Annotated in this window: 17 protein-coding genes; 16 read left to right on the forward strand and 1 reads right to left on the reverse strand. The window is 42.5% G+C overall.

Features of this window, described 5'->3' with window-relative positions; translation table 11 throughout:
* The first annotated feature begins 4 nt into the window (after window positions 1-4).
* Genes cbiE through L3V77_RS22610 form a run of 14 tightly spaced genes read left to right on the forward strand, consistent with a single transcriptional unit; the run spans window position 5 to window position 14,404 of the window.
* Window positions 5-1,246 (forward strand): precorrin-6y C5,15-methyltransferase (decarboxylating) subunit CbiE, encoded by a 1,242-nt coding sequence (gene cbiE, locus L3V77_RS22545; RefSeq protein WP_275137059.1) that lies wholly within the window; start codon window positions 5-7, stop codon window positions 1,244-1,246.
* Window positions 1,246-2,010 carry a precorrin-2 C(20)-methyltransferase gene (gene cobI, locus L3V77_RS22550; RefSeq protein WP_275137060.1) on the forward strand — a complete coding sequence of 255 codons (765 nt, stop codon included), beginning with the start codon at window positions 1,246-1,248 and terminating at the stop codon, window positions 2,008-2,010. Before cbiE ends, cobI begins: the two co-directional genes overlap by 1 nt.
* Before the next feature lie 8 nt (window positions 2,011-2,018).
* Window positions 2,019-3,710 (forward strand): cobalamin biosynthesis protein, encoded by a 1,692-nt coding sequence (locus L3V77_RS22555; RefSeq protein ID WP_275137061.1) that lies wholly within the window; start codon window positions 2,019-2,021, stop codon window positions 3,708-3,710.
* Window positions 3,703-4,524 (forward strand): precorrin-3B C(17)-methyltransferase, encoded by an 822-nt coding sequence (gene cobJ, locus L3V77_RS22560; protein WP_275137062.1) that lies wholly within the window; start codon window positions 3,703-3,705, stop codon window positions 4,522-4,524. Before L3V77_RS22555 ends, cobJ begins: the two co-directional genes overlap by 8 nt.
* Window positions 4,521-5,309: a precorrin-4 C(11)-methyltransferase gene (gene cobM / locus L3V77_RS22565; RefSeq protein ID WP_275137063.1), complete on the forward strand. Its 789-nt coding sequence runs from the start codon at window positions 4,521-4,523 to the stop codon at window positions 5,307-5,309. Before cobJ ends, cobM begins: the two co-directional genes overlap by 4 nt.
* A complete protein-coding gene (gene cobA / locus L3V77_RS22570) occupies window positions 5,302-6,675 on the forward strand; it encodes a uroporphyrinogen-III C-methyltransferase (protein WP_275137064.1) in 1,374 nt (457 codons plus the stop codon). The genes cobM and cobA overlap by 8 nt, the downstream gene beginning before the upstream one ends.
* The gene (gene cbiB, locus L3V77_RS22575) at window positions 6,653-7,630 is read left to right on the forward strand and encodes an adenosylcobinamide-phosphate synthase CbiB (RefSeq protein ID WP_275137065.1); all 978 of its coding nucleotides are present in this window, start codon (window positions 6,653-6,655) and stop codon (window positions 7,628-7,630) included. Before cobA ends, cbiB begins: the two co-directional genes overlap by 23 nt.
* Before the next feature lie 2 nt (window positions 7,631-7,632).
* On the forward strand, window positions 7,633-8,676 hold the full coding sequence (locus tag L3V77_RS22580; protein ID WP_275137066.1) for a threonine-phosphate decarboxylase: 1,044 nt from the start codon (window positions 7,633-7,635) through the stop codon (window positions 8,674-8,676).
* Window positions 8,673-9,215, forward strand: a complete 543-nt coding sequence (gene cobU, locus L3V77_RS22585) for a bifunctional adenosylcobinamide kinase/adenosylcobinamide-phosphate guanylyltransferase (protein WP_275137067.1) — start codon at window positions 8,673-8,675, stop codon at window positions 9,213-9,215. The genes L3V77_RS22580 and cobU overlap by 4 nt, the downstream gene beginning before the upstream one ends.
* Before the next feature lie 8 nt (window positions 9,216-9,223).
* Complete coding sequence (locus tag L3V77_RS22590; protein ID WP_275137068.1) at window positions 9,224-10,234, forward strand: hypothetical protein; 1,011 nt, start codon at window positions 9,224-9,226, stop codon at window positions 10,232-10,234.
* Window positions 10,235-10,267: 33 nt separating this feature from the next.
* Window positions 10,268-11,743, forward strand: coding sequence for a cobyric acid synthase (locus L3V77_RS22595; RefSeq protein ID WP_275137069.1), 1,476 nt, complete (start codon window positions 10,268-10,270; stop codon window positions 11,741-11,743).
* A gap of 5 nt (window positions 11,744-11,748) precedes the next feature.
* A complete protein-coding gene (locus tag L3V77_RS22600) occupies window positions 11,749-13,065 on the forward strand; it encodes a cobyrinate a,c-diamide synthase (protein ID WP_275137070.1) in 1,317 nt (438 codons plus the stop codon).
* A complete protein-coding gene (locus L3V77_RS22605) occupies window positions 13,062-13,649 on the forward strand; it encodes a histidine phosphatase family protein (protein ID WP_275137071.1) in 588 nt (195 codons plus the stop codon). The genes L3V77_RS22600 and L3V77_RS22605 overlap by 4 nt, the downstream gene beginning before the upstream one ends.
* Window positions 13,643-14,404 (forward strand): adenosylcobinamide-GDP ribazoletransferase, encoded by a 762-nt coding sequence (locus L3V77_RS22610; protein ID WP_275137072.1) that lies wholly within the window; start codon window positions 13,643-13,645, stop codon window positions 14,402-14,404. The genes L3V77_RS22605 and L3V77_RS22610 overlap by 7 nt, the downstream gene beginning before the upstream one ends.
* Window positions 14,405-14,560: 156 nt before the next feature.
* Here L3V77_RS22610 and L3V77_RS22615 read toward each other — a convergent pair whose 3' ends face one another.
* A complete protein-coding gene (locus tag L3V77_RS22615; protein WP_275137073.1) occupies window positions 14,561-15,382 on the reverse strand; it encodes a helix-turn-helix domain-containing protein in 822 nt (273 codons plus the stop codon).
* A 230-nt stretch (window positions 15,383-15,612) separates the two neighbouring features.
* On the opposite strand from L3V77_RS22615, the gene rhaB reads away from it, so the two are divergent.
* Together rhaB and rhaA are read left to right on the forward strand one after the other, a co-directional pair.
* Window positions 15,613-17,058: a rhamnulokinase gene (gene rhaB, locus L3V77_RS22620; RefSeq protein ID WP_275137074.1), complete on the forward strand. Its 1,446-nt coding sequence runs from the start codon at window positions 15,613-15,615 to the stop codon at window positions 17,056-17,058.
* 9 nt (window positions 17,059-17,067) lie between these two features.
* Window positions 17,068-18,330, forward strand: coding sequence for an L-rhamnose isomerase (rhaA, locus tag L3V77_RS22625; protein ID WP_275137075.1), 1,263 nt, complete (start codon window positions 17,068-17,070; stop codon window positions 18,328-18,330).
* Window positions 18,331-18,385 lie beyond the last annotated feature (55 nt).

Consider the following 18,385-nt stretch of genomic DNA (forward strand, 5'->3'; position numbering starts at 1 on the left):
AATTATGGTCAGTATTACAGTAGTCGGCGTTCCAGAAGATGGTTGCTTGAGCTTATCTAGTCGTGCAGTAAGTGCCGTATCTAGCGCAAGAATTGTTGCCGGACACCCAAGGCACTTAACATGGTTTCCTCAATATATAGGTGAGTTCATCGACATGACTAAGGGCTTTTCTGCTTGGCTTAATTTAGTCATTGATGAGAGTGAAGAGGGTGGTGTTGTGGTACTGGCTTCAGGAGACCCACTTTTTTATGGTATTGGAAATCGTCTAGTTAAAAAACTTGGGGCGGATGAAGTTCGTTTTATCGCTTCCCTCAGTTCACCACAATTGGCTTTTTCTCGCTTGGGATTGTCGTGGAATGATGCAAGGTTTTATTCGTGTCACGGTCGCAGTTTAAACGGACTGACCTGTCAACTTCAGCAGGGAGATCTCTTTGCCTTGTTAACAGACGGTAGTCATACACCACAAGTGATTGCTCAGCATATGGCTGCATTCAATGAGAGCCATTGGGACCTCACGGTTTGTGAAGATTTGGGGTCGAGTGAGGAAAACATACATTTCTCCAGTGTTGATGAACTTATCCATTGTGACCGACAGTTTTCATCGCTCAATATCTTGGTAGCACAGCGTGGTTCAATGTTGAGGTGGGGTGGACAAGGTCAATTCGCTAGCGATGAAAGCTTCTCAAAACGTATGCCTAAGAATGGTCTAATTACCAAACAAGCGGTGAGAAATTTGGTGGTAACAAGTTTAAGAATTCGGCCTGATGACACGGTATGGGATATTGGTTCTGGTTCTGGGTCAGTGGCCATCGAAGCGGGTAAACTTGCATGGAAAGGTCAAGTTTTTGCTGTGGAATGTAATGACCTCTGTTTTTCCGCTATTAAAGACAATAAACAAGAGCATGCCACAGATAATGTGACTCTAATTTGTGAAAAAGCACCGTCTAGTATGAATTCTTTACCAAATCCAGACGCTATTTTTATTGGAGGTACGAGAGGAGAAATAGACGCAATCCTATCGTTAGCATGGCAGCGTCTAAACCCCAATGGTCGCTTAATTGCGAGTGCAGTTACTATAGATACCGTCTCTGAAGTGTATCAGTGGGCAAAAGAAAATCAACTCACCCTGTCAACTCAAATTATAAATATTTCACAAACTCAGCCTCTTGCGCACTATCAACGCTACCAAGCTGAAAATCCAATTCATCTATTTTCGATCACCAAAACTTTGCAGGAGAATTCATAATGAGTGCGAATCAATTAGGTCAGCTATATTCCATTGGTATCGGAACTGGCGACAGCGAGCTATTAACGCTAAAAGCTGTTCGCTTGATACAGGAAGTCGACGTATTAGCCATTCCAGAAAAAACTAAGGGTCAAGCTGATTCTTTTGCTTGGGAAATCGTAACTGGAGCTATCAAAGAAGAACAAATTAGTGCGGAACGTTGCTTTTTACACTTTCCAATGACTCGTGATGCTTCAAAAAATGTACCAGCATGGCGTTCTGCTGCCGAGACTATTCTTGACCGTTTAAAGCAAGGGAAGTCCGTGGCATTTGTCACTGAAGGTGATCCATCGGTATTCAGTACATGGGCTTACATCCAAGAAGAATTGGCTGAAATTGCCCCACAAGTTGTGCCAGTTATTGTACCGGGTGTGACGTCCATCACTGCGGTACCTGCCGCGACAAAAATTCCGTTGGCAGATGGGAAAGAACGTTTTTGTGTCGTGCCAGCGACATATGGCATTGATTGTTTAGAAAACTTAGTAAAAGAGTTCGACACTATCATGTTGATTAAAGCCGGTCGGATTATTGCGCAACTGTCTGAAAAGTTGAAACAACTAGGGTTGGAAGATGCGGCTACGTACGTGTCTCACGCCAGTACTGACCGTGAAGAAATATATACTAAGTTAGAGGATGTTCCAGAGGAACATCGCTACTTCTCCATGGTACAAATCTCAATCCGATCTCGCAAAGGAGTGCTTCGCGGCACTTCTGATGCTGCGTAAGTAGGGCAATGATGAAGCTAGCTATTTACGCGATTACGGTTAACGGAGCGAAGCAAGGCAAACGTCTTAGTACATCGCTGCCTTTTGCTGACCTGTATGTTTCGGACGCTGCGAAACTTGAATTAACAGGCTCACAGCGGCTAACACTGCCTCTGTCTAAATTTGTGGCTGAAAAATTTGGCCACTATGATGGGCATATCTTTATCTGCGCTACGGGCATTGTTACGCGAATGATCAGTCCATTAATCAAAGATAAAACAGAAGATCCAGCGGTAGTTTGCATGGACGAACAAGCAAATTTTGCGATTTCCATGTTGTCTGGCCACCGTGGAGGGGCAAATGATTTGACCGAGCGTGTTGCTCATATTGTAAAAGCGACACCGGTGATAACCACAGCGTCAGATGTATCGGAGAGTGTTTCTGTTGATATGCTTGGAGCACCATTTGGTTGGCATTTAGATACTGTTTCCGAATCAGCGATTACGCCGATATCCGCTGCTGTAGTAAACGATGAGCCCGTCATTATTGTTCAAGAAACCGGAGAGAAAAACTGGTGGAAGTACGACAAACGTATGCCCCCTAATATCCTCTGTAGTCATCAATTAAACGGTATAGACAGCACGAAATACCGTGGGGCTATATTAATCAGTGACAGACTCAAAGGTAGCGACAATACCGAGCGAAATGAAGGTCAAGAGCGGCTTAAAAACGAGTGGCAAAACAAATTAGTGCTTTGGCGTCCTAAGTCCTTAATTTTAGGGTTTGGCTGCGACCGAAATACACCATTGTCGACTCTGAAGGCTGGAATACAGGCGTTCAGTGAGAGGTTCAGTTTGTCATTAGATTCAGTACATGCCATCGCGAGTATTGACTTAAAAGCGGATGAAGTTGGCTTGTTAGAATTGTCGGAACACAAACAGTGGCCCTTCGTTACTTTTGCAGCTGAGCAGCTCGATGACATTGTTGGTATAGAAAATCCATCTGATTACGTTAAAAAAGTAACGGGAAGTAATTCTGTTGCAGAAGCGGCTGCGTTAAAGTTAAGTAACACCAATCAATTAGTAGTAGCTAAGTGGGTATTTAAACAAGATGGTTTCAACATGACTATTGCCTGTTGTCGACGTGAATTCAGTGAATCTTTAGTTCAGCAAAAGAGAAAGAACTGGCATGGGCAAATGAAACATGGTGGAGAGGGGCGCCATGGTGATGAAAACCTACAAACCATTAAAGTGAAAGTAAATACCTACGGTAATGAAGTAGCAGAAGGTTTTGAGTGTAAAACAAAACACGTGGATCTTGATCGAGCCATGCTTTTCCACCGTCATCATCTTCTTTTGTGTGAGGGTAAACGCTGTGCAAAAGCCGGCAGCAAAAATCTTGCTCATGACTTACGAGGCCTCATTAAAAAAATGGGCTTATCTAGCGGTGACCGCCGGATCAAAATTAGTCGAACCATGTGTGTTGGTGCCTGCAGGAATCGTTCTACTTTAGCTATTTATGAGCGTCCTCTTAAGGACACGAATTCAGAAACCCCTTTAGTCAATAATGCCCAATGGCTCAGAAACGTAGAGGATTTTTCGGAGAGTCAGTGGCATGAATTGTTTACAGCTCTGGCTGATAATCGTCCTGTTACTCAAGTTGTGGAACAAAAATATCTTGCGGCTTTAGAAAGCCCTGCCAAGGAGACACATTGTGGCTAAATTATCGTTGGTCGGGTTAGGTCCCGGCAGTTTAGATTTAATGTCCGTAAAAGCACAGCAAGTAGTAAAAAGTGCTGACGTTGTTGTTGGTTACGGACCTTACGTGAAGATGGTGTCTACATTAATTGACCAACAAGCATTGGTGAGAACAGGTATGACAAAAGAGTGGCAAAGAGCAGACTCAGCCATTCAACATGTACAGGAAGGTAAAAATGTGGCGTTGGTCTGTTCTGGTGACGCAGGAATGTATGCCATGGCCCCGCTTATTTTTGAGTTACTTTCTACTCAATCTATACAGATAGAAGTAGAAACGGTACCAGGAATTACGGCTGCAAATGCATGTGCTTCTTTGGTTGGGGCACCATTAGGGCATGATAGTTGTACTATTTCGCTCTCTGATTTACTGACACCCTGGCAGGTAATTACCAAACGCATTGAAGCGGCTGCAATGGCAGACTTTGCTGTGACGTTTTATAACCCGCGCTCGAAAAAACGTCAAATTCATATATTAGAAGCCCAGCAGATTTTATTGAAATATCGCGACCCTGAAACGCCTGTCGCGGTGGTCAATGCCGCTTATCGTGAAGAGCAGTCGGTTCAGCTATCGACATTAGAGTTATTTACCAATTTGGAGTTTGGCATGAATGCGGCTGTTATCGTTGGCAACAACAGCAGTTATCGTTTCGATAATTGGATAGTGACCCCGCGTGGATACAAAAACAAATATACGTTGGACGATGGAGAGACACGAGAAGGTCAAATTCCAGGACGTTCACTGATTAAAAATTATAAAGTAAATGAGGTGGAGCAATGACAGTCTTTTTTATTGGCGCAGGTCCAGGTGACCCAGACCTAATAACGGTTAAAGGCGCCAAGCTCGTTGAGCGTTGCCCTGTAATTCTGTATGCCGGCAGCTTGGTACCAAAAGCGGTCATTATGCGCGCGGGTCCGGATGCACAGGTGCATAACTCAGCGGATATGGATCTAGATGAAATTACCAAAGTATATACAGATGCTTTCGAAAAGGGACAGGATGTAGCTCGTGTTCAAACGGGTGATTTATCTATCTATTCATCATTGGCTGAACAGACTCGCCGCCTAAATAAATTAGGCATAGATTGGAAAGTTATTCCTGGTGTTTCTTCGTTTCAAGCATCAGCAGCAGCACTTGGTCAAGAGTTAACGCTTCCTGAAGAGTGCCAAACCATCATCTTAAGCCGTGCTTCTGGTCGAACTCCGGTACCAGATAAAGAAAACTTAAAATCGTTAGCGAAGCATGAAGCAACATTGTGTCTGTTTTTAAGTGCGACGTTAATAAGAAAAGTGGTACGTGAGTTGAGTGATGTCTATCCGCAGAACTGGCCAGTCGCTGTAGTAGAAAAAGCGTCTCATCCTGAGCAAAGAATACTTCGCGGCACACTCGCCGATATTGCAGACAAAATGCATGAAGCCAATATTCGCTCTACCGCAATGATCATTGTGAGCAAGGTATTTGCGATTGATGATTTTGTTGATTCCAAATTGTACGACCCGACGTTCTCTCATGCATGTCGAAAAGCAAAAGTCGTTGAGTTAGAAAAGGAGATAAATCATGAATAAAGGTAAAGTGTATTTAATTGGAGCGGGTCCGGGCGACCCAGGGTTGCTTACTTGTCGTGCAAAACAGTTGCTTAGTGATTGTGACGTGGTCTGTTATGACAAACTCGTTGCCCCTGCAATTCTTGCGATGATTCCAAGTCATGTGGAGCTACACCAAGTTGGGTACCGTGGATATCAGGGTGGGCATATTACTTATGATATGCACCCAGATGTAATGGAGTTCGCATTAGCGGGTAAAACAATCGCGCGACTAAAGTCTGGAGATCCCTGCATCTTTGGTCGAACTACCGAGGAATGTAGAGACCTTAAACAACATGGTATTGCTTATGAAATTGTACCGGGAATCACCGCAGCATTAGGCGCCGCATCCTACTCTGGTTTTCCATTAACCAGTGGTGGTATTGCGTCCAGTGTTACGTTCGTCAGTGGGCATGAGCATTCAAAAACGATTGCTTCTTGGGGCGAACTAGGGCGCGCGGGTGGTACATTGGTCTTGTATATGGGAGCGAAAAAGCTCGCACAGCACGCGGTGAATTTAATGAATAATGGGCGTGATCCTAATACGCCTATTGCGTTAATCAGTTCCGCTACACGTGCTGACCATACTTGTGTTATTGCGACTCTCGCTACCATCGCTGAAAAAATTGAAAACAATGAGCTTACTGGGCCAGCCTTAACCATTATTGGCGATGTGGTTTCTCAAAGCAGTGAGCTAGATTGGCGTAGTTTATTGCCATTTACCGGTACTAGTTTTCTAGTCTGTGGTCAATATTCCGATGCGAAATCATTGAAAGAACAAGGTGGGGAAGTGATTGAAATCGCTCAACTCCCAACAGAATCTTTGTTAGATGAAAAGGACTTACATTTCTTAGCGAGCCAAAGGGAATTATCATTTTCTGACTTTACCTCGTTCACCCATTGGTTACAGGCGATTGAAAAATACCGTTTTGATATAAGGCAGTTTGCAATGCCCATGGGCAGTCAAAGCAGTGCAGTTCGTAGTGCTTTACGTAAGATCGGCATTAACTACGCCACTGTTTCAGACAAGTCAATTAAATTAACAATGGATGAAGTAAAATCGCTCGCCATTATTGAGCACACTTATTTGGTAGGCCGTTATAAAAAACAACCACTTGCTTACACATTACCTAATATAGATTGGTTATTAGTCGATGATGTACTTATTGCTCAATCACTTATTCAGCAAAATCCTGACTTAGTACAAAAGACCAAAATTGTGCCTCTTAATGATCAAGCAAGAATCTGGGCCTTAAAGAATAACTACATCTTAAGCGAAAACGATATTCCAGATTTCATAGATGACTCTGAGCTAAGCCAACCCTATGAGTGCTCGTATGTTGCTTAATGCTGAGCTTGCTCTCGGTCACTCTATGCTTCTCTGCGCGCTGATATTACTTTTTGCGCTCTGGATGGATAGATTGCTCGGTGAGCCCGCAAAGTTTCATCCGTTAGTCGGGTTTGGGTGGCTGGTTTCAAAAATAGAAATCAGCGCCAGAAAACTGAATTACCTTACTGTAAGGCAGCAAGGGATTGTCGCGTGGGTGATGGCGGTTGTACCGATAACACTAACGACAGTTGCTTTGTTGGTGCTAACTGCCCAATTATCATTGGTTTTATATATGGTGCTCAGTACGGTTCTCGTCTACCTAACACTAGGAGGGCGAGACCTCATAGAGCACGCTCATAATATATATAAGCCATTACAGGCAGAAGACATCGAATCGGCTCGTTATCAGGTTTCTCTGATAGTAAGTCGCAATACTGAAAAAATGAGTGTGCAGGATATCACCTCTTCCACGATTGAATCCGTATTGGAAAATGGCAATGACGCGGTGTTTGCACCTATGTTTTGGTTCCTTGTTTTTGGTGCTCCCGCGGCTGTGTTATTTCGCCTAGCTAATACGCTAGATGCGATGTGGGGGTATAAAAATGAGCAATATCTCAATTTTGGTCGTTTCACGGCCCAAACCGATGACGTTTTAGGTTGGATTCCCGCTCGACTCACCGCCATTATTTATGCATTTCAAGGGCACTTTAATAAAGCGATAACTTGTTGGCGAACTCAAGCTAAACAGTGCAGCAGTCCAAATGGGGGGGTCGTTATGACCGCTGGTGCTGGGGCACTGAATGTCATTATAGGAGGGCCAACTTATTACCATGGTGTTTTACACGATAAGAAACCGATGGGATGCGGAGAACTCGCAACATGGCATGTAATACCTAAGTCGAATCAATTGATCAGAAGAGGAAGTTTTGCTTTGAGTTATGTCTTAGTAGTAACCGCGATAGCTGGGGTCTAGCAATGATAAAACACGGTGGAAATTTACTTCAAATAACGAAGTGCTACGGTGGGGACATTGATCAATGGGTAGATTTGTCTACTGGTGTCAGTCCTTACACTTATCCGATTAGTGACCTACCTGATTCCGTTTGGAACCAATTGCCTCAAGAAAATGATGGGCTAGAAGTAGCGGCAAAAAATTACTATCAGTCACCAGAAGAGCCGTTGGCGGTTGCCGGTTCTCAAGCGGCTATTATGCTGTTGCCTGATGCTGTAAAGCAAATTCGTGGTGGTAGAACCGGTGTCGTCGCGTTACCAAAAGTCGGCTACAAAGAGCATCAACATGCGTGGTGTCACAATCGTACTGGCAGCGGAAATGATGCGTGGCAAGTTGTTTGGTATGACGATATGCCGACGCCTGAGCAGATAAATCAATGCGACGTGGTGGTGATCATTAATCCAAATAACCCAACGGGATATCAATTTGACGTTGATTATTTATTGACGTTACACCAAGCACTCGTCCGCAAAAATGGCATTTTGATAGTCGATGAAGCCTTCATCGATATTCATCCTCAAAAGAGCATACTTTGTGCAATCAATGATCTTGAAAACTTAATCGTTTTACGTTCCATAGGCAAATTTTTTGGCTTGGCGGGAGCGAGAGTTGGGTTTTTATATGCCACTGAACCCTTAAAAAGTAACGTGGCAGAGCGACTAGGACCCTGGGCCGTAACTGGCCCAAGTCGTTGGGTGGTAAAGCACGCAATCGTTGATCATGAATGGCAAAACAAAACGTCTAAAAAGATAGAGGAAGCGTCGAGTAAATTAAAAGCTCTGTTGAGCAACTACTTAACTTCTGATTTTCAAGGTACACCACTGTTTACCACTGTATATGTAGAAAATGCCCCTTATTTACATGAGATGCTTTGCCAACATCAGGTTTTTACGCGGCTTTGTGATGAAATGAATGCAGTGAGATTTGGGTTGCCAGCGAGTGCATTTCAATGGGACAAGTTGGAAAGTGCGCTAGTAGCGATTAATCAAGAGATGGGGCAGTTATGAGCAACACTATAAACGAGATTGAACTGGTGTTGGGTGGGGCTCGCTCGGGTAAAAGCAGCTACGCCGAACAGGTCGCTAAAAGTTCGGGAAAGTCAGTTATTTATATTGCGACTTCCGAGGTCCTTGATGATGAAATGGCAAAGCGAGTCAAGATGCATCAAACTCAAAGACCAAAAGAATGGAAAGTAATTGAAGAACCTTTACACCTAGCACGAGAGCTTAAGTCAAACAGCAAACCAGATAATTGTATTTTAGTGGATTGCATGACGCTCTGGTTGAGTAACTGTCTTTTTTCTGATTCTCGTCTCTCGTGGACCGATTATAAATCTCAATTATTACAGACATTGGAACAGATTCCTGGTCAAGTCATTTTGGTGACAAATGAGGTGGGCTCGGGCATTGTGCCTATCGGAAATATGAGTCGTCGCTTTGTCGATGAGGCGGGTTGGTTGCATCAGGCCATTGCGGCTCGAGCAGCAAAAGTAACCCTCGTCGTGGCAGGACTTCCAATGACACTCAAAGACCATCAAAAGAAATAGAGGACATCATGTGCTGGCTAAATTTTATAACGCTTAACTCTGTTGCTCCAATTCTTAACCTGCATTTAATTAGCGATGCGGGTGCTGGGGAAGGATTGATGCAGCTTCATCCTACAAGAGATACCGAACTCATCGTGTGCGGCAAGGCGAATACCTTGCTTAATGGGCAAAGTTTTCCATCTCCGGCGTTAGGCAATGGATCCGTCACCCCTGCGATTCTTGTCCACGGAGTTTTCCGCGCATTACAAGCGCAAGGATATAAAATTCGCCTGCACTGTTATCAACTTGGACTCGAATCTGAACCGGATTTTAGTAACAGTAAGCTAGATGATGTTGTGACCCACTATTGCAAATTAGGTGAAGAGTCTGAGCTCATCAACAAAGTCCTTATTCCCGAACTCCAACGTCAACATCAAGTCGGTGAGAAACATTTGTTGGCTGAATCTGGCATTGGAGGTACAACGTTTGCCACTTTATGGTTGCAACGTTGGATTGATAGTGAGCTTTCTTTTGCCGGTAGTACCAAAGACAAAGATAAATTGGCCATGAAAAATAGGACATTGGCAGAGCTGACGGAAATGACGGCAGCTTTACCAAAAAAAGCGAGCTCCTATACCGACAATCTCAGCTATTCGGACCCAGTCCAGAGGGCTTGTTGCGCGTTACTTAATAGTGGTGTTTCTGAGCTAAATTTCGCTGGTGGTGCGATGATTTTTGCTCCCATTGTCGCAATGGCAGAAAACATAAATGTAGCGAATATTTCTGTGGCTACAACCCGATGGGTTATGGAATCGAGGGACGCAAATATAGCGGCCCAGTCTTTACCAAGTCATTGTGAACTGCGCACTCCTAATATCGAATTCTATCACTCTCAATTTGAAGCGGTTCGGATGTATGAACAAGGCTATGTTGTCGAAGGCTGTGGGCTTGGTGGGTGTTTAGATCTTGCCGAGCAGTTGGGTATCCCTAACAGTACCTTGATAGCACGCCTAGATGATGCGGTTGCCCCTTGGCTGTAAGTTTTCAACTCAACGAATTTAATGAGAAATATTATGCAAGCATGTTCAAAAGCACTTATGGTTCAAGGAACGACATCCGATGCGGGTAAAAGCGTTCTTGTTGCAGGGTTATGCCGTGTTCTGGCTAGAAAAGGCGTTAATGTTGCGCCATTTAAGCCACAAAATATGGCACTCAATAGTGCTGTAACGATAGATGGTGGAGAGATTGGTCGGGCCCAAGCCGTTCAAGCATATGCGTGCAACATAGAGCCGACGACAGATATGAATCCAGTATTACTTAAACCAAATACGGATGTGGGTGCCCAGGTTATTGTCCATGGAAAAGCTCTTACAGATATGGACGCCAAAACATACCATAACTTCAAGCCAAAAATGATGAAGTACGTGATTGAGTCTTTTGGCCGGTTACAAAGTCACTATCAGTCAGTAATGATAGAAGGAGCAGGCAGTCCAGCGGAAATTAACCTCAGAGATCGTGACATTGCCAATATGGGTTTTGCTGAAGAAGCGGATATTCCAGTCATCATTGTGGCTGATATAGATAGAGGCGGTGTATTCGCACATTTGTACGGTACCTTGGCACTGCTCAGTCCGTCGGAACAAAATAGAGTGGTTGGCTTTGTGATCAACCGTTTTAGAGGGGATGTAACACTGCTTGAAAATGGGTTGGAATGGTTGGAAGAAAAAACCGGAAAACCAGTGATCGGTGTCCTGCCTTATCTTCATGGATTAATGCTTGAAGCTGAAGATGCGATTAATATCAGTCAGCTCTGTAACGATGAACCAAGCCTTAAGGTTGTTGTGCCGATTTTACAACGTACTAGCAATCATACGGATTTTGATCCCCTTAGAATGCACCCTAATGTAGACCTGGTTTTTGTCGGAAAAAACCAACCCCTTCCTACGGCAGATCTGATAATCATACCTGGGTCTAAGAGTGTTCGATCGGATCTAGAATTTATTCGAGAGCAAGGTTGGGATACTCAAATAGCTCGTCATCTCCGTTTTGGTGGCAAGTTAATGGGCATCTGTGGTGGTTATCAAATGTTAGGTGAACTTATCTCAGATCCGCTTGGTATTGAAAGTAAAATCGGTGAAAGCAAAGGGTTGGGGTATCTACCATTAAGGACAGAACTTAAACAACAAAAGCAGCTTAAACGAAGTAAAGGAACATTGACACTGCCTGGTCAACAGAGCGTAGAGGTGTTTGGTTATGAAATTCATGCTGGTGAGACGAGTGGCGTAACCAAAGATGCCCCAATAGAGCTTAGTGATAGAAACGATGGTGCTGTTGGATGGGAAAATCAAGTATTCGGTACATATCTACATGGTATTTTTGAAGCTCCAGAGGCAACAGGTACGATCCTTCATTGGGCAGGTTTGACGAAAACCAACGGAGTGGATTTTGCCCAGATGCGTGAAGATGGTATCAATCGCGTGGCTGATGCCATCGAAGAGTATCTCGACCTTAAGCAATTATGGCCAGATCTCGATGTCTGGGAGAAATAGTATCTATGAACGATAAACTACACTCCACGACAGTCAGTTGTCCTGCTCTGGTCGTTGCGGCGCCGAGCTCAGGCAGTGGAAAAACCACGGTTGTGGCTGCGATAGCAAGACATTTTTCTAATCAAGGTTTGAAAGTCCGTGTGTTTAAAACGGGACCAGACTTTATTGACTCTCACTTTCTTTCTTTTGCTTCTGGTCATCCTGTCTATCAGTTGGATTTTTGGATGTGTGGTGAAGCACATTGTAAGCAAATGGTCGCAGAGGCAGCACAAGAAGCGGACCTTATACTGATTGAAGGCGTCATGGGAATGTTTGATGGGGTCTGCTCCAGCGCGAATATCGCCGAAACATTGGGTATCCCGATACTTGCAGTAATTGATGCTGGTTCAATGGCACAGACTTTTGGGGCTATTGCCTATGGACTAGCGAACTTTAGGCAAGAAATAGAGATGTACGGTGTTTTTGCTAATCGAGTAGGCTCAGCAATGCATGCTGAAATGCTAAGTGAAGCACTGCCTGACAACCTGACGTTTTTTGGTTACTTCCCTAAAGATAGTGGTCTTACAATACCTGAGCGCCATTTAGGTTTAGTTCAAGCTCAGGAGTTGGATGACCTAAATGCTAAATTGAATTTAGCGGCCTCATTAGTTGCTCAGCATAGTCGATTGACGCTTCCTCCCAGGGTGGATTTTACTCTTAACAAAGCAAAGCCACAGCCAAGCGCACTAGATGGGAGAGTGATTGCCGTTGCTATGGATAAAGCGTTTAGTTTTATATATCAAGCTAATATGGACTTATTGGTCGAGATGGGCGCGCACATTGAGTATTTCTCACCAATAGAAAAACAACCGTTACCGCCATGTGACGCGATTTATTTCCCAGGTGGCTATCCTGAATTATATTTGGATGTGTTGACTGACCATAATAGGTTAAAAGAACAAGTTGTTAAGCATGTTAGTGACGGCAAACCAATCCTTGCAGAATGCGGTGGGATGTTATATTTAAACAACAGCCTAGCCGGACTAAACAATCAAAAAGTGTCATTAGCTGGGGTATTGAATGCGAATTCTCACATGCAATCAAAATTAACGGCATTAGGTATGGTGGAGGGAGAATTGACGCCCAATGAAATTTTACGCGGTCATACTTTTCACTATTCAAAAACAGACTCCCACGAAAAAATACTTTGTTACCCTGTTTCCCAGCGTGGACGCTTGTTAGACCCCGTTTGGCAAAAAGGTCGGGTAGTAGCTTCCTATATTCATTGGTATTTTCCTTCTAACCCGCAACTTATAGCGAAGATTTTTCGAGGTGAACTGTGAAACTGCTGCTGATTCGCCACGGTCAAACCGAATGGAATTTACAAAAAAGAATTCAAGGCTGGCAAGACAGTGCATTAACGAGTAGCGGTGTCGAGCAACTTAACTGTATTCCTATTCCTGTTCTAAATAATCCACAGGTGTTTAGTAGTGACTTGGGGAGAGCGTATAAAAGCGCCACGATAATAGCGAAACGTTTGAGCACGTATGTAGTGACAGATGACCGTTTACGTGAAAGAAGATTTGGTCAACTGGAAGGCAAAGTGATTGACCAAGATCTTTGTCTTCGAACGCATTGGAATGCTTATCATCAACGATATGTTAGGAAAATCACAACGATTTTTGGTGTTGAATCTGAGACGTTATTTGAAGACCGGATTTTCGATTTTTTATCAGACAGAGTGAACATTAATAGTGATGTTGACATGGTAATCGTCAGCCATGGAGAGTGGTTAAGAGCTTTTTTAAATGTGATAAAAGGCGTTCCATCTTGGCATTGTGGGCAGGGAATAAACACCAATGCAGGCATGACCATCATCAATTGGTCCTCTTCTACAATTGCGCAGGGGAACGAAAAAGTATGTTAAAAAGAGAATGGCAGGTGCTTTTGCTTGGCATCTCAATTTTTACACGACTTCCGATTCCCGTTTCCATACCATACAGTGAAACACGAAAAAATGAGTCTTATAAGTATTGTGGATTGGTTGGGTTAATTATTGGTGGGCTGACAGCATTGGTGTATAGCGCTGGGCTTCTGCTTTGGTCTACAGAAGTATCAGTGGTGATCTCAATGGTCTTTAGCGTCTTTATCACAGGCGCCTTTCACGAAGATGGTTTTGCTGATACTTGTGACGGTTTTGGTGGTGGTATCACAGCAGAGCGCAAACTTGAGATAATGAAAGACTCTAGGATCGGCGCTTATGCATTATTGGCGACGGTGCTGATAATATTGCTTAAATATAGCACTCTACTCTCATTACACAACGTGCCTGTAGCTCTCGTTCTAGCACATATTCTAAGTCGTTCTATGGCGGTGAGTTTTATCTATACGCACGGTTACGTGCGGCAGGCTGATCAATCAAAGTTAAAAGTAGCGAAAAGCAGAAATAGTCGAGGTGACTTTATTACAATGATGGCTATTGGAGTGAGCACCTGCTTGTTAATTCAAGACGTTCGTACAGCCGTACTGATGATCACAATGTTATTTATTGTGCGGTTATTTTTTAGTCGTTGGATGATGAAGCAGATTGGTGGTTACACCGGAGATGTACTAGGTGCGGTACAACAAGTGACGGAAGTGCTCTGTTATTTAATTTTACTTGCTACAGTATCGTTAAATTAACAACAATCTAACCAAGTAGGGAATGGTTTATAGGTAAATTATACTGATATTTATATTATTAATGATCGGGTTTTTTAAAATTTAATATTAACTGTATTGTTGAATAGTCGCCTAAATAGTAATTTTTTTAAAAAATGTTCGGTAACTTTACATGATTCATTTGTTGTATCCCTCTCTTATATCGCTAGGTTTTTTATTGAGTACTTGTTTGAACTTTGTTGAGAAGTAGTTGCTATCACAATATCCAACATCGAACGCGATATCGGTAATGCTTCTGTCGGTGTTTATCAGCAAAGACATGGCACTTTTTGCCCGGATAAAGTGTAAGTATTGATTAAAATTCATACCCGTGACTCTTTTGATTTCCTTAGAAAGTAACCGAGCTGAAATACAAGCGTAGTCTGCGAGAACCTCAATATTCAGTGGTTTTTCGTAGTGTTTATTAATATAAATTATGGTAGAGATAATCTTGTCGTCTTTAGATAGAGTACTCATATCGCTGATCTTACCGCGCCATAATTCCACTACAAGTTGTTGAAAAAGCAGCTCAGACATAGCTTCTGATGCTAAATTATTAGCGTGGGACTCGTAATTTAGCCTCTCTATAATGTAGTTAACTCTCAATGCAGTGTCGTCTTCGATGAACCAATCAACTTGGCCATTGGCTGGGTCTGGCAAGTAATTTTGCAATTGATTTGTAGAGCTGAACCTATCTCGACGAAAAAGGACATTGCTAAGATAAAGGTTGTCGACATGTTCAAATAGATGTCGGTCCTGACGTCCAACAAAACAGACATAGTTTTTACTTAAGCACATTGGAATATCGTTGATAACATGAATTCCATTCCCCTTTGCTACGATCACTATTTCCTCAAAGGAGTGACAGTGTTCGGGAAAAAGGTCTTGAGGCTCCCTTAGTTCTGTAGTGATAGCGCTAGACGAATTTAGAAAAAACTCATTGGACTTGAGATATATCATTCTGCTCTTCACTCTTTTTGAAATTACCATTACTAAATAACTTTTTATCGATAGAGTTAGTTTAGCAATAGTGACTGCGATTAAATTGGCTATATTGTAAAAACGTGAAATAGATAACTATCGACTTTGAAAAAACACCTTGGATTCTTAATGTGAATGTTATTTCTCAAAGGTGTAACAATTTAACAACCTCTATGATTGAAAACATCAGATAAAGAGGTTTCCTTAAAATGAAAAAAATAATCGCAGTGGATATCGGAGCATCGAGCGGTCGAGTAATTCTGGGGACATTTAAAAACCAGAAAATAAAATTAGAGGAATTTCATCGATTTGATAATGGTCCGGTCCTGCGTGAAGGTCAAGCATGCTGGAATCTGGACTATCTTCTTATGGAGATCAAGCACGGTATCGACCTCACTCTGCAGTCTGGTCATATTATTGATTGTATTGGAATTGATACCTGGGGAGTCGATTATGTACTTCTAGATAAAGATGGTTTTCGTCTTGGTGAAGGAGTCTCTTATCGTGACACACGAACGGAAGGTTATTTAGATAAATTTATTGAACAACTTTCAAAAGATTTCATTTATAGCCAAACAGGCATTCAATTTTTGAGTTTTAATACTCTATACCAACTTGCTGCCTTAAAAGACAGTGAACCAGAGTGGCTTAACCGTGTAGAACGCCTGCTTTTTATCCCTGATTATCTGAATTATGAATTAACGGGCGTGCAAAACTGTGAATACACTAATGCAACAACATCACAACTTGTAAATTGCAATACAGGCAATTGGGACAAACAATTATTTGATGCGATAGGGGTTCCTGAGTCTTGGTGTTTACTCCCTAGTATGCCAAACCGATTGATTGGCCAATATGTGTCGAATCTACAAACCATACCTGTTGCTTCTATCGCTAGTCATGATACTGCATCTGCCATATTAGCCTTACCAGTGTCTGAAGATGATGTTGTGTATATCAGCTCAGGCACATGGTCTTTAATGGGAATAGAAAGTTTAACCCCCCTAAATACACCCTTGGCTCAGTCAATGAATTTCACTAATGAAGGTGGTGCTGAGTCTAAGTTCAGAGTATTGAAAAACATTATGGGTTTATGGTTGATTCAAAACGTGCAAAAAGAACTGGCTAAGCATAGTTTTGCAGAATTAGTTTCATTGGCAAAAAAAGCGCAACCATTCAAATGTTTAATTGACCCAGACCACCCAAGCTTTTTAAATCCAGCATCAATGACGGATGCTATTTGCACCTTTTGTAGCCAAACCAATCAACCTGTGCCAAAGACAGCGGGAGAATTTGCTCGCTGCGTTTTCGAAAGCTTGGCTTTTCAATACCGAAAAGTATGGTTGGAGCTAAACCAACTTAAAGAAATACCAGCCAATAAAATCCATATTATTGGTGGTGGTATTCAAAATAAATTCCTAAACCAACTTTGTGCCGATGCATGTGGTGTAGAGGTCAAAACTGGTCCTATAGAGGCCTCCGCAATTGGAAATATCTGTGGACAATTAATCGCATTGAATGAGCTTGACGGTGTGCAGCATGCACGTGACGCCGTTTTTCGCTCATTCCCTATAGAAGTATACCAACCAAAGCAAACCGCCGCGTTTTTACAGTATTGGGCTGAGTTTGAACGAGTAAGTAAAATTAATTTATAAGGAAGAATAATGAGTAATGCAGACCAAATAGAGTCAAGCTATGACAATGCTAAATCCGTATTTTCAGAGATGGGTATAGATACAGAAAATGTGATGCAGCAACTAAATGAGATATCGGTTTCTATGCACTGCTGGCAAGGAGATGATGTATCAGGATTTGAAAACCCAGGAGGTGAATTAACCGGCGGTATTCAAGCGACGGGCAATCACCCAGGTAAAGCAACAACACCAGAGCAATTAAGAGCGGATATTGATGTTGCAATGAGCATGATTCCTGGCTCATTGCGTTTGAATCTTCACGCTATCTATTTAGAAAGTGAAGAATATGTTGAACGTGACCAAATTAAGCCAGAGCATTTTGAAAATTGGGTTCAGTGGGCAAAAAAACAAAAAGTTGGATTAGATTTCAATCCATCTTGTTTCTCTCATGAAATGAGCGCAGACAATATGACACTCAGTCATCCTAAAGAAGAAATTAGGGAATTCTGGATTAGACACTGTATCGCTAGCCGAAAGGTTTCGGAGTACTTTGGTAAAGAGTTAGGTACGCCGTCAGTTATGAACATTTGGGTTCCAGATGGTTACAAAGATGTACCCGCTGACCGTTTAGCACCGCGTAAACGCTTAATGGAGTCTTTGGATAAGATAATTGCTGAGCCTATTTCCAAAAAATATCATAAAGACGCTGTTGAATCTAAGTTATTTGGAATAGGTACAGAAGCTTATACTGCTGGTTCAAATGAGTTTTATTTAGGTTATGCCGCCTCTAGAGATGTCATGCTTTGTCTTGATTCAGGCCATTTCCATCCAACTGAAGTTATCTCTGACAAAATTTCCTCTGCGTCCTTATACGTTAATGAAATGTTGTTGCATGTGAGTCGCCCAATCCGTTGGGATAGTGATCATGTGGTGATGTTAGACGATGAAACACAAGCTATCGCAAACGAAATTATTCGCAATGATTTGCTAGACAGAGTCAATATTGGCTTGGATTTCTTTGATGCGTCTATTAACCGCATTGCGGCATGGGTTATTGGTACTCGTAATATGAAAAAAGCACTAATGCGCGCACTTTTAGAACCAACAAAACAGTTGAAAACTTTTGAAAACGAAGGGGATTACACTAGTAGGCTAGCTCTATTAGAAGAATCTAAATCTCTGCCTTGGTCTGCCGTATGGGATTACTACTGCTTTAAACAAGATGTTCCTGTAGGTGCTCGCTGGTTAGATCAAGTAAAACAATATGAAAAAGAGGTGTTACTAAAACGTTAAATTGATAGTTATGTTACATGATTTACGAAAGTGGATTAATACTGGTAAGAGTTCT

Origin of the sequence: Vibrio sp. DW001 (assembly GCF_029016285.1) — a bacterium.
Lineage (GTDB): Bacteria > Pseudomonadota > Gammaproteobacteria > Enterobacterales > Vibrionaceae > Vibrio.